The sequence below is a fragment of the Algoriphagus aquimarinus genome (assembly GCF_900112005.1).
GTDB classification, from domain to species: Bacteria; Bacteroidota; Bacteroidia; order Cytophagales; family Cyclobacteriaceae; genus Algoriphagus; species Algoriphagus aquimarinus.
Genome location: NZ_FOKK01000001.1, coordinates 222,088 through 233,963 on the forward strand (window position 1 = coordinate 222,088; position 11,876 = coordinate 233,963).

Below are 11,876 nucleotides of genomic sequence, written 5' to 3' on the forward strand. Positions count from 1 at the left end.
TATGCTTGCCACCTCTACCCTTGAAATCAGTGCCAAAGCTTATCGGCAAAACATCCGCTACATACGTTCTGAGATAGGACCGACACCTACCATTTCCGCAGTAGTGAAAGGTAATGCTTATGGCCATGGAATTTCACAGATGGTAGAAATAGCAGAAAAAGCCGGCATTAGACATTTTAGCGCTTTCAGCTCTGATGAAGCTTGGGAAGTGTGGGAGAAATCCAAGAAAGGTTCTGAGATCATGATCTTGGGCATGCTCCATTTCGAAGAACTAGAAGAATTAATCCGAAAAGGAATCAGCTTCTATGTTTTTGATTTTGAACGACTGGAAAAAGCGATCAAGATTTCCAAGGAAATTGATATTCCGGCTAAAGTTCATGTAGAAGTGGAGACTGGATTTCACCGAACTGGATTTGATTGGAGTCAACGGGAAAAACTTGCAGAAATGCTAGTAGAAAATTCTAGCTTCATTTCCATCGTAGGCCTATGTACGCATTATGCGGGCGCAGAATCAGTAAGTAATTTCGTCAGAGTAAAAAATCAAATTACCAGATACCACGAATTCAAGGACTTTTTCAACCATCAAGGAATCACGTTCAAAACCTATCACACTGCCTGCTCCGCAGCCACACTTATTTTCCCAGAAACGATCATGGACATGGTGAGAATAGGGATAGCTGGATATGGTTTTTGGCCTACTAAGGAGACTTTTTTCGCAAAGCTTAATTCTCTTCCAAAAGGCAATAAAAACCCACTAAGACGCTTAATTACCTGGAAAAGTACCGTAATGAGTCTGAAGACTGTGAAAACCGGAGAGTTTGTAGGCTACGGCAATAGCTACATGGCATTGGAGAATATCCGTCTTGCCATCGTGCCAGTCGGCTATGGACACGGCTATAGTCGCTTACTGAGCAATCAGGGCATGGTGCTGATCAGAGGACAGTACTGTCAGGTCGTGGGTACCGTCACGATGAATGCCATCGCCGTGAATGTGAGTAAGATCAAAGATCTAAAAATCGGTGATGAAGTAATTCTCATCGGAAAGCAGGGTGGAAAAGAAATCACTGTTGCGTCTTTCTCTGAATCCACTCAAATGGTGAATTATGAAATGCTGACTCGGCTTCCGAAAGACATTCCACGGAAAATCATCCCTTAATAGAAAATCACCGTCTTGTTTTTGATGGGCATTACCTTGCGATCTACATGATATTTGATGGCTTTGGAAAGCACTACTTTTTCCACGTCTTGGCCGATCTGGACTAATTCGGTTACGGAATTATGATGTCTGACTCTGGCTACCTCTTGCTCTATAATAGGACCAGCATCCAGTTCTTCGGTGACGTAATGAGCCGTTGCACCTATAATTTTCACACCTCTTTCGTAAGCCGCGTGATAAGGTCTAGCTCCCACAAATGCCGGCAAAAATGAATGGTGAATATTGATAATACGATTGGGGAAATGCTTGATAAAATCAGCGGAAAGGATCTGCATGTATCTTCCCAGCACCACAAAGTCAATAGTGTTGGTCTTCATCAACTCCAATTGATTCGCCTCAGCAGCGGCTTTGGTCTCGGAGGTGATCGGTATATAATGAAAAGGAATGCCAAAAGCCTCCACAATTTCCTTCAAACTTTGATGATTGGAGACCACCACAGGAATATCTACTTCAAGCTGTCCCGCATGATGCCTTCCTAAAATATCAAACAAACAATGGGAAAGCTTGCTGACAAAAATCGCCATTCTTGGCTTCGGGAAATTGAAATGAAGCTTAAAATCCATCTTGAATCGCTCACCAACTTCTTCCTTAAATCGAGAAGCAATCTCATCTTTCTGCAAAGAAAAAGAATCCAACTCCCAAGCCGCTCTCATGAAAAACATGCCCATTTCCTCATCTACATGCTGATCCACTTCCAGAATATTTCCTTCATAAGAATAAAGGAATCGGGAAACTTCTGCTACTATCCCCTTTTGATCGGGACACTGTATTATGAGTATGGCTTTTTTCATTTTTCAGTAGTTTGGTTACAAATAAAAGATTAAAGTGGCTTATATATGGTACGCTTAGCTTAACTGTGTTTTAATGCAGTTAGGGTTTTGTTACCAATTTTTTTTCTTTCATTTAACTCATCCATCCATTTATAACTTTTACAAGTTCCCAAGAATTTTCATTAAGTGTTCTGTAAATGAAATAGCCACCATGAGCACAAAGGCTTCCACAATAATATTCTCGTTTAATGATTACATAATTTTTATCTTTTGAAAATAATGGTATTGAGTAGTAATAACGATTAGATCTTCTCTTGTTCTTTCTGTTGGAAATTGTTGCTTTGGGAATTTTACTTTGCCAAGTGCTGTCTTTGGAAGCTTTAAATTGTTCAAAAAGATATTCTTTATCTTCATCCTTAAAAATTGTATCAAGCACATTTTTCTCCTGGAATAAGTATGTAAATGAGACTAAGAAATCATGTTCAGGTAAAGAGTCAGGCTTAATGAAATTCAAACTATCCCAACTAATAATTTTTGGATCAATTTTCCTTTTTAAGGATAATAACGGTTCTTCTGAATACCTATCTGTTGAATTAACTTCCCAAGTCAAGAATGATATAATTTCGTTATCTTCAATAATATCACTGTAGGTTTGGCCAAAGCAAACTTGGTTGGTCAACAATAGTATAGTTAAAGTAATGAGTATAAGCTTATTCATTTTTATTGTTGGTACCACTTGCATTGACGATACTTCGGTCTCCCGATAACTATCGGGACGTCTTCGGTCTTCCAGCTCTTATGAATTCCAGATTTCCCAAGAGGCTTCAGCTTGTAGCATTAGCATTTCGAGGCCATTCTTAGCTTTTCCACCCTTATCCAAACAAGCTTTCATCAACGTAGTCACCGGAGGATTATAGACCAAATCATACACAAAATGCGCAGCTGAAAACTGATCCAACGGAATAGCAGGAATACCTTCTTCATTTGGAAAAGTGCCAAGTGGAGTTGTATTGATAATCAGGTGATGAGTTTTCATGATCTCAGGGTCTGAAGCCAGGTCACCGTAAGTAATTTGATCCTCATCTTCTGATCGGGATACATTCAGAAAGTCAATATCCAAATCTATCAACGCCTGCTTGATTGCTTTCGATGCTCCGCCTGTTCCCAAAATCAAGGCTTTTGGCTTTATGCCACCCAACCAAGGAGAAAGTGAATTTTTGAATCCAATGTAATCTGTATTGTAACCTGTGCGAATTCCATCCTGGATATGAATGCAGTTAACTGCGCCGATTTCTTCGCAAGCTTCCTCTAGATCATCCATCAGTGCGATCACATCTTCCTTGTGCGGAATCGTGACATTGATGCCTTCTATCTCCGGATCTTCACTAAGAATCTCCTCTAGATCAAATGCATTAGGGATATCAAACAATTCATAGGAACAGCCCTCTATTCCTTCCTTTTCAAACTTCTCTTCGAAATATTTCTTAGAAAATGAATGTGTAAGTGGGTGTCCAATTAGTCCAAATTTCCTCATGATTTCTTTAAGTATGCCGCTAGGCGATCAATCCCAAATACCAAAATAATTCCAAACAAAAATGCGGCAACAGCCACCATTAATTTTGGCTCAAAACCTGTCTGCTCTAAATATTCACCGGGAAATAAATTCTTCGTCAAAAATGGCTTCTCTTCCCCACTAGATGAAGTGCGGTATGCAGTGACGATTTTCCAAGGCCAAAGTTTATTGATTGATCCAAGCATAAAGCCAGAAAGTAAACCAATTGTAATGGAATAAAATCGCTTCAGCAACCAGGAAATCACACGACTGAAAGATAGAAGTCCGACAATGCATCCTAAAGCAAAAACACCCAACGTAGCAAAATCTCGCTCCGAAACAGCGTGTAATACAGGTTCGTATTTACCTAAAATCAGCAAAATAAAACTACCGCTAATTCCAGGTAGAATCATCGCGCATATAGCAATAGCTCCAGCTACAAAAGTAAACCAAAGTGCATCTGGGCTACTTGTAGGTGGTAATTCCGTGATGAAATATGCTGAAATCGTACCTATAATCAGCGCGATAATCACTCCTATGCTCCATTCTTTGATATCCTTCAGAATCAAAAAAGCACTGATTAAAATCAATCCACAGAAAAATGACCATAGCGGAATGGGATGCTCAGCCATCAAATAAGTGATCAGCTTCGAAAGCGAGAAAATACTCGTCATTATCCCAAGGAATAGACTAAGCAAAAAGGCTCCGTTTACTGCTTGAAAGAATGCTTTGAATTCAAATTTGAGTAGCAACTTCAGACTATCCCCATTGAAGGAATTGATACTCCGGAGCAATTCCTCGTAGATTCCTGTAATCAGCGCAATAGAACCACCAGAAACTCCGGGTACTATGTCTGCCGCTCCCATGCCCATGCCTTTCAGGTAGGTGAGCACATATTTTCTGATAAAATCCATGGTCAAAAATAAAGGCTGATCGGAATATTCCAATCAGCCTGTAATGAGTTGAGTTGTATTACAATTTGATTTCTCCCAAGAAGTGATCAAACGTATCGCCTCTCAAGCCCAGTCGAATGGTTTCCAAAGGAATAATTTCAGAAGGACTGATATTACCTAGGTTCACATTTGCACCGATCAGCTTGATAAACCAAACCTGCTGAGATTTGATTGGAGCTTCCCAGATAATTCTTTCTTCAGGAATCTGAGTTAGAATTTCTTCCACTAGTCCTTGTCTTACTTCACCTGAATCTCTAAAAAGACCGACGTTTCCACCTTCTCTGGCTTCACCGATAACCTTCCAAGCACCAGCATCCAATTCTTTCTGCATCTGCTCGATCCATTTGTATGGAGGGATAATTTTTGCAGCATCCTTAGACCCTACTTCAGAAAGCACGGTAACTTGCTTAGCTAGCGTAGTGATGTACTCACATTTCTTGTCGTGATTAAGGGAAATAGATCCATCAGACACCTCGGCGAAAGTCAGATCATATTTATCCAATACTTTTCTGTAATCGTCAAACTGACCTCTTACAAGAAAAGCTTCGAAAAGTGTGCCTCCCAAGTAAACAGGAATTCCTGCTTCTTTATAGATAGCAAGTTTCTCGTTTAGGTTTTTGGTCACATAGGATGTAGCCCACCCAAGTTTCACGATATCTACGAAATCAGAGCAACTTTCGACAAAATCTTCTGTGGCTCTTAGGCTTAGGCCTTTGTCCATGGCCATGGTAAATCCTTTGGTTCGTGGCTTCTCAGTCCGAACGGGGATATTATTCAGCTCATAATTCATTAGCGAGGTTTTAATGTTAAGATTCGAGATTTTGCTCTCGATATTGGGCAATAATCTTGTATAAGGCCTTCTGCTGCTTAAGCTCTGGCATCAAATCATACATGATGGAATGCTTTTCAAAGTCCAAAGTTAACCCATTTTCCAAAAATGAAAACGCCTCTTTGTAATTGCCCATTTTGATTAGGTATACTACCAAGCGATAATAAAGCTCTGCTTCCTCTGGCATCTCCTCAATTCCTTCGCGAGTCACATCAATAGCCTCCTCGAATCGGTTCTGCTCAAAATATATAAGTGCCAGATTTACATAGGTTTCCAGAATTCCTGGCTCCAAATTGATCGCTTCTTCGTATGCTTCAGAGCTAGCCTGCATGTTGCCCAAATTAAATTCAGCATCTGCAAGACCTACCCAATAATTAGAATTTTCTTTTGTAAGATTTAACGCTTTTTTGAAATAATGTATGGCTTCAAAGAATTTTTCCTTCTTCAGCATGCACATTCCTAGTCCAAACCAAGCGTCATCGTACTCCTCATCAAACTTGGCTGACTTCTTAAAGTACTTGAAAGCTTCATCTATTTTCTCCAATTTCTCATAGGCAGCGCCCATATAGCAGCAATTCTCTGCATTGGCTCCCTCACAATTAATCGTGTTCTGATAGGCTTCCAAAGCAAGCTCATATTGCTGCGTGTTCATCAGCGCATTGCCAAGATTGAAATAAGCTGAAGCAAAAGCGTCATCAATCAAAATCGCATAATCATACGCTTTGATCGCATCTTCGAATCTACCAAGACGATTATAAACTACTCCCAGATTATACCAGGCACCAGCACTGTAAGGATCTTGGTCAATGAACTCCTGGTAGAAATCCAGAATCTCATCAAAAGAACCTTCTTCCTCAGTAATCATCGCCAACTGGAAAAGCGCATCTTCGTGATTGATGCGACTCTTTACAGCTTCTTTGAAATAGTAGCTTGCTTTTTCATTGTTGTTTTGGACGCGGTACAGGTTTCCCAAGGAGTAATATACCTCAGCTTTGTCTTCCGCTAATGGCAGGAAATTCTCCAACAACTCAATACCATCCTGCGATGTGCCTCCCAAAATGTGGGCATTAGCCAAGGCAAGAATGATTTCCTCGTTGTTTGGAGATATATTATTTATGTTTTCCAATATGCCCAGTCCTTCTTCCAATTCATCATTGAATATGAGGCATTGCGCTTGGAGCAACTTAATTTCTACAGAGAATGGGAATCGTTCCAACGAAAACTCAGCAGCACGTAGTGCCTTGAGAAACTTCTGCTGATCAAAGTAAAATCGGATGATATCTTCCAATTCTTCCTCTTCGAAATAAAGGTCCAGATTGGCTTGAAGGGAATTTTCAAATCGCTCTACCAGCTTCTTGTCATTTTCCCAATCATGATCGTGATCTCCAGTCATTAGGATGTGTTATGGTTTATTTAAGTTACCAATTAATTTGGTCTCTCAAAATCTCGATTTGTTAAATTTCATTCTACTCTTTCAGAGAAATAATGTCATTTCTCATTGAAGCTTTGGGAAGAAACGATAGGGATCAAAAATAAGTTTACTTTGACCAGTTAAAGGTATCTTCCAAGCTATGATAATCATTATTAAGCAGCTTGTTCACTTTAGTATTATCGAAAAATAATTTTTGCTGTGAAATCATAGCTGTTTTCTTATTCAGCGGGCTTTTACTCAATCCTATTTTTCTAAATACAGTATTGAAAAACACTGCAATCTTAAGCATCACTGGACTTACTGCCTTTGATGGAGCCTTTTTTTCAAATACAGCTGCCATTTTCTCAAAGAATTCCTTGTATGAAATCTGCTCTCTATTTAAAATAAAGCGCTCACCCCACACTTCATTTTCTACTAATTCTCTTACCTGCTTAGCCGCATCTCGCACATCGATGTAGTTCAAATCTCCCTTAGGGTAATAGGAATTCTCTTCCAACACGTAATGGTAAATATCTGAAGAACTACGATCGTCACTGATTTTTCCCAAAAGGATGGAAGGATTCACTACAATCAAATCCAATCCTTCCTGCTCACCTCTCCAAGCTTCCAATTCGGCCAAATATTTAGAAATGCCATAATCCGTGTTGAGGGGAGATTCGACCCATTTAAAATTCTCGTCAATTTTTGACAACTCAGGGCTCCTTCCTATAGCAGCAACAGAACTGATATGAACCAGTTTATTCACGCCGGAATTAAGCATGGCATTGACCAGATTTATAGTGCCATCGACATTGCTTTTATGCAAACTCTCTTCATCATTAGCATCAAAAGAAACTTTACCCGCTGCATGAACAACTATATCCATCCCTTCGAGCGCTAATTCAATGGATTCAATATCAGAAAGCTCTCCTTCATGCCAGGTAATAGGAAAGTCAATTTCATCTAGCAATCTCAGCGATGAACTTGATCTGCGAAAACCATGAATCTCTCCAAGCGCAGCAAATTCTTTAGCCAAATAGCTTCCAAATAGTCCCGTAATACCTGTAATAAGAATTTTCATTGATCAACCCGCAAATCAAAGAGTGGAATTTAGCACATCAAGTTGCTTGATTTTGCTGTATAATTTTGACTTTGGCAAAGTCTCCATCATGTCCAAGTAGCGTGGGTTGTGGCAGTCCGTACCAAAAAATTTCACTAAGCCCATCTCTACTAGCTTCTCACCAAAGTCCTTCACTGGCTTAGAGTAAAAGCCAGTAAGTGATAGCAAGTTTAGTTGAAAAAGGATTTGCCTGTCTGTCAGGTCCTGAAGCAATCCCTTGTCTCCAATTAGGTATTGATAACGTTCTGGATGGGCGAGAATCGGCTTATAACCTGCCATTTCAAGTTGAAATATAATTTCCAAAAGCATTTGAGGCTTATTGATAAAGCCCGTTTCCACTAAGATATAATTGTCACCAAACGTAAGTACTTCTTCTCCATTTTTGATTTTCTCGAGGAAAATCTCGTCCATGTAATATTCAGCAGCAGCTTCTATTTCTATAGAAATACCTTCTTTCTTAACCGCTCTGCGAAGATCCTCCAAACCCATTTGCACGATTTCTGGCGTATTGCGATAATACTCAGACATGATATGTGGTGTAGTGATGATTTTGCGCAAACCATAATCTGACAAACGCTTAATCAAATGAAGAGACTCCTCCATGCTTTTAGATCCATCATCGATACCGGGTATCAAATGCGAATGCATATCGACCTCTAACCAGCTTAGGTCAAGGTTTTCATATACTTCCGGTTGTTTCTTAAACAGATCTAAAAATCCCATTACAATCCTCCTTCACTAATTTTGAATTCTTCTAAGGTAGGCCATTCGGCATCTTTCTCAGAAGTAATTGGCTCGTCAATCTGCCAGTCTATATCTAAAGCTGGATCATTCCAAAGAATTCCTCCTTCACTTTCTTTATTATAATAATTGGAGCACTTATATGCGAAGATCGAATCTTCCAATACGGAAAATCCATGGGCAAAGCCTTTTGGTACATACATCAGATTATTTCTGCTTGAATCCAGGATGGCAGAATATTTCTCTCCAAAAGTCGAAGAGCCTTTTCTCAAATCCACGATTACGTCCAGAACTTTCCCCTGAATCACGCGTACCAATTTTGCTTGGGCAAAATCTCCTCTCTGAAAATGAAGACCTCGCACGGTTCCTTTCTGAGAGAAGCTCTGATTATCTTGAACCCAATCATGATCAACTCCTTCAGATTGTAACCAATCTGCTCGGTAGGACTCAAAGAAATAACCTCTCTGGTCTTCAAAAATCCTTGGAAATATCTCTAAAACACCTGTTAGGGTGGCTTTTTTTACTTGGGCCATTGGCAGTATATTAGTTTCGGCTTTAAAAGGCAAAATAACCACCAGTCAAATCACTATCCTAATCAATTCTAAGGAAATATGTCGAACTTTACGGCAACCTAACATGCCAATTTAAATAAAAATGCCGCAATTGGCCATTTCTAAGCAAATAGGAAACTATAATTAAGTGTTTCGCATTGTTTCGATATAGCAATTAATTTATGAGTAAACATTCCCGCAAACTTCAAAAACTTCACGAAACAGGTGGCAAAGAAGAAACTGCCATCCTAGTAAGTGTGGTTCGTCAATATCAGACCGAGCAACAAACGGAGGAATATCTGGATGAATTGGCTTTCTTGACAGAAACTCTCGGTGCAAAGACAGTTCATCGCTTTACCCAGAAAATGGAAAAGCCAGATATCAAAACCTTTGTAGGCTCTGGAAAACTTGAAGAGATTCAAGCATATATCAAGCATTTCGAAGTCGACATGGTCATATTCGATGATGATCTATCTCCTTCTCAGATGAGAAACCTTGAGAATGAGTTGAAGGTCACGATCTACGATAGATCACTTCTGATTCTGGATATTTTCTTAAAGAGAGCACAAACTGCCCAAGCTAAAACGCAGGTGGAACTTGCCCGCTTCCAATATCTACTACCTCGCTTGACAAATCTCTGGACTCACTTAGAGCGACAGAGAGGAGGTACGACCACACGTGGCGGATCAGGTGAGAAAGAAATCGAAACTGATAAACGAGACATCAGAAACCGAATCACTCTTCTAAAGGAGAAACTTCGTGAAATAGAAAAACAAGGAGAAACACAGCGTAAAGGTCGAAATGGAATTGTTCGAGTAGCGGTAGTTGGTTACACCAATGTGGGTAAAAGCACCTTGATGAATCTAATTACTAAAACAAATATTCTGGCTGAGAATAAACTCTTTGCCACAGTCGACTCCACCGTTAGAAAGATGGTACTTGAGAACGTCCCTTTCTTGCTATCGGATACGGTCGGATTTATCCGAAAACTTCCTACTCACCTCATTGCAGCGTTCAAATCTACATTGGATGAAATCCGTGAAGCAGATCTACTCGTACACGTGGTTGATATTTCGCATCCGCATTTCGAAGATCATGTTGCTGTAGTGACTGAAACATTGAATGAAATCAAGGCTGGAGAGAAACCAATTCTGCTTGTCTTCAATAAAATCGATTTGGTAGAGACCATGCCTAGCGAGGAAGAAAGCATGAAAATGACTGAATTGGAATTAGAAGAAGCAGATTTCCACGATTTTGATGCTTTGGCTGAAGCTTATGGAAAGAAAACTGGTATTCCTCCTGTATTCATGGCAGCAGCCAGCGGGGAGAATGTAGAAGGATTTCGACAAGCATTAATCGCTGAAGTGAAAAAACAGCACAGAAAAATCTATCCTCATTACTTAGAAGACGAAACCTTCACCATTGACGAATAGAATAACTAAAAAGACCATCACCACGATGATGGTCTTTTTTTTGTATGTGTAAGTCAGTAAACTTTTTATGAAATTTTCTTCGCCTCAGTTCATTTTTTTGGTCTTAAATTTCTGCTAACCTTAGCCTTATGAATACGGATTTCTCACAGTATGACATTTTTTTTGAATTGACTCCAGACCTAGTCTGTATTGCTGGTTTCGACGGGTATTTCAAAAAAATAAACCCTGCTGTCAAGGAGGTTTTAGGATATTCTTATGAAGAATTATATTCCAACCCAATTCATCATTTCATCTATCAAGAAGACAAGGAAAATACGGCAAAAGAAAGGTCTGAATTACTTAAATCTACCCCTTTAGTCAATTTCGAAAATAGATATGTCACCAAATCAGGTGAAATTGTATGGCTTTCTTGGACATCCCAGCCGGTAACAAAAGACCAAATTATTTTTGCTATAGCTCGAAATATCACACAAAAAAAAGAACTCGAAGCTGACAGAAATTCACTTTTAACCAACCTGACAGAAATCAATAAGGATCTCCGCCACATAGGCCATATGACTTCACATGACCTCCGGTCTCCGGTGAATAATCTGCTGTCTATCTATGAGTTAATAGATTATTCCAAAATCACGGATAAAGAAACCTTAGAGCTCATGGAGATATTTAAGATGAGCTGTGAAGATTTGCGTGATAAACTTAACGTCTATTCTAAAGAGCTTAGGGAAAAACAGTCCTTATACATCCCATTCAAAGAAATTGATCTTCAAAAGCTGGTAAAAAAAGTATCCAAATCCATCTATTCTCTTCTCAAAAACTCTAAAGCTACAGTCGTAACTGATTTTGATGAGTTACCTAAGATAACGTCTAACTCTACTTATCTGGAAAGTATTTTTCTCAATCTAACGACCAATTCGATCAAGTATAAAAAAGCAGGAGCTGACCCCGTCATTACAATTTCATGTAAACGGGTTGAAGGCAAAATCCATCTGACCTTTTCAGACAATGGATTGGGATTTGACTTGGAAAAAGTAAAAGATAAACTATTTGGTTTTCAGCAGACATTTCATCGCAACGAGGATAGCCGAGGAATAGGGCTTTATCTGGTTTACAACCACGTTCAGAGTCTTGGAGGAACGATCGAAGTAGAAAGCAAGGTTGGCGAGGGCACAACCTTTCGTATTATTCTGAATTCTCAAGAATTACAGTGAAAAAATAGACTTCCGCAATTTTTTATAAAATCAAAAGACATTACAGGATAGATTTACCAATTATAATATTTTGTTTGGTGTGATTAAGCAAA

At 39.3% G+C, this 11,876-nt stretch carries 12 protein-coding genes; 3 read left to right on the forward strand and 9 right to left on the reverse strand.

Annotated elements, in window-relative coordinates; all coding sequences use genetic code 11:
- Position 1 precedes the first annotated feature (1 nt).
- Complete coding sequence (alr, locus tag BM291_RS01005; protein ID WP_092894310.1) at positions 2–1,156, forward strand: alanine racemase; 1,155 nt, start codon at positions 2–4, stop codon at positions 1,154–1,156.
- Here alr and purU read toward each other — a convergent pair.
- The 9 genes from purU to rfbC form a co-directional block, all read right to left on the reverse strand.
- Complete coding sequence (gene purU / locus BM291_RS01010) at positions 1,153–2,007, reverse strand: formyltetrahydrofolate deformylase (protein ID WP_092894311.1); 855 nt, start codon at positions 2,005–2,007, stop codon at positions 1,153–1,155. The two genes, alr and purU, sit on opposite strands and share 4 nt — an antisense overlap.
- A gap of 112 nt (positions 2,008–2,119) precedes the next feature.
- On the reverse strand, positions 2,120–2,704 hold the full coding sequence (locus BM291_RS01015; protein ID WP_139229020.1) for a hypothetical protein: 585 nt from the start codon (positions 2,702–2,704) through the stop codon (positions 2,120–2,122).
- A 78-nt stretch (positions 2,705–2,782) separates the two neighbouring features.
- Positions 2,783–3,520 carry a shikimate dehydrogenase family protein gene (locus BM291_RS01020; protein ID WP_092894313.1) on the reverse strand — a complete coding sequence of 246 codons (738 nt, stop codon included), beginning with the start codon at positions 3,518–3,520 and terminating at the stop codon, positions 2,783–2,785.
- Positions 3,517–4,452: a polyprenyl-phosphate transporter gene (locus BM291_RS01025; RefSeq protein WP_092894314.1), complete on the reverse strand. Its 936-nt coding sequence runs from the start codon at positions 4,450–4,452 to the stop codon at positions 3,517–3,519. Before BM291_RS01025 ends, BM291_RS01020 begins: the two co-directional genes overlap by 4 nt.
- A 58-nt stretch (positions 4,453–4,510) precedes the next feature.
- Positions 4,511–5,281 carry a phosphosulfolactate synthase gene (locus BM291_RS01030; RefSeq protein ID WP_092894315.1) on the reverse strand — a complete coding sequence of 257 codons (771 nt, stop codon included), beginning with the start codon at positions 5,279–5,281 and terminating at the stop codon, positions 4,511–4,513.
- Between the two features lie 16 nt (positions 5,282–5,297).
- The gene (locus tag BM291_RS01035) at positions 5,298–6,713 is read right to left on the reverse strand and encodes a tetratricopeptide repeat protein (protein WP_092894316.1); all 1,416 of its coding nucleotides are present in this window, start codon (positions 6,711–6,713) and stop codon (positions 5,298–5,300) included.
- Positions 6,714–6,858: 145 nt separating this feature from the next.
- Positions 6,859–7,812 carry an NAD-dependent epimerase/dehydratase family protein gene (locus BM291_RS01040; protein ID WP_092894317.1) on the reverse strand — a complete coding sequence of 318 codons (954 nt, stop codon included), beginning with the start codon at positions 7,810–7,812 and terminating at the stop codon, positions 6,859–6,861.
- 15 nt (positions 7,813–7,827) lie between these two features.
- Positions 7,828–8,574, reverse strand: coding sequence for a tyrosine-protein phosphatase (locus BM291_RS01045; RefSeq protein ID WP_092894318.1), 747 nt, complete (start codon positions 8,572–8,574; stop codon positions 7,828–7,830).
- Positions 8,574–9,125, reverse strand: coding sequence for a dTDP-4-dehydrorhamnose 3,5-epimerase (gene rfbC / locus BM291_RS01050; protein ID WP_092894319.1), 552 nt, complete (start codon positions 9,123–9,125; stop codon positions 8,574–8,576). The genes BM291_RS01045 and rfbC overlap by 1 nt, the downstream gene beginning before the upstream one ends.
- 200 nt (positions 9,126–9,325) lie before the next feature.
- Between rfbC and hflX the strand changes: the two genes are divergently transcribed.
- Together hflX and BM291_RS01060 are read left to right on the forward strand one after the other, a co-directional pair.
- On the forward strand, positions 9,326–10,576 hold the full coding sequence (gene hflX, locus BM291_RS01055) for a GTPase HflX (RefSeq protein ID WP_092894320.1): 1,251 nt from the start codon (positions 9,326–9,328) through the stop codon (positions 10,574–10,576).
- 128 nt (positions 10,577–10,704) lie between these two features.
- Positions 10,705–11,784 (forward strand): PAS domain-containing sensor histidine kinase, encoded by a 1,080-nt coding sequence (locus tag BM291_RS01060; RefSeq protein ID WP_092894321.1) that lies wholly within the window; start codon positions 10,705–10,707, stop codon positions 11,782–11,784.
- The last annotated feature ends 92 nt before the right edge of the window (positions 11,785–11,876 follow it).

Excerpts from the sequence above, each read along its gene's own strand:
- alr (WP_092894310.1), top strand. The coding sequence starts at position 2 with ATGCTTGCCACCTCTACCCTTGAAATCAGTGCCAAAGCTTATCGGCAA.
- purU (WP_092894311.1), bottom strand. The coding sequence starts at position 2,007 with ATGAAAAAAGCCATACTCATAATACAGTGTCCCGATCAAAAGGGGATA.
- BM291_RS01015 (WP_139229020.1), bottom strand. The coding sequence starts at position 2,704 with ATGAATAAGCTTATACTCATTACTTTAACTATACTATTGTTGACCAAC.
- BM291_RS01020 (WP_092894313.1), bottom strand. The coding sequence starts at position 3,520 with ATGAGGAAATTTGGACTAATTGGACACCCACTTACACATTCATTTTCT.
- BM291_RS01025 (WP_092894314.1), bottom strand. The coding sequence starts at position 4,452 with ATGGATTTTATCAGAAAATATGTGCTCACCTACCTGAAAGGCATGGGC.
- BM291_RS01030 (WP_092894315.1), bottom strand. The coding sequence starts at position 5,281 with ATGAATTATGAGCTGAATAATATCCCCGTTCGGACTGAGAAGCCACGA.
- BM291_RS01035 (WP_092894316.1), bottom strand. The coding sequence starts at position 6,713 with ATGACTGGAGATCACGATCATGATTGGGAAAATGACAAGAAGCTGGTA.
- BM291_RS01040 (WP_092894317.1), bottom strand. The coding sequence starts at position 7,812 with ATGAAAATTCTTATTACAGGTATTACGGGACTATTTGGAAGCTATTTG.
- BM291_RS01045 (WP_092894318.1), bottom strand. The coding sequence starts at position 8,574 with ATGGGATTTTTAGATCTGTTTAAGAAACAACCGGAAGTATATGAAAAC.
- rfbC (WP_092894319.1), bottom strand. The coding sequence starts at position 9,125 with ATGGCCCAAGTAAAAAAAGCCACCCTAACAGGTGTTTTAGAGATATTT.
- hflX (WP_092894320.1), top strand. The coding sequence starts at position 9,326 with ATGAGTAAACATTCCCGCAAACTTCAAAAACTTCACGAAACAGGTGGC.
- BM291_RS01060 (WP_092894321.1), top strand. The coding sequence starts at position 10,705 with ATGAATACGGATTTCTCACAGTATGACATTTTTTTTGAATTGACTCCA.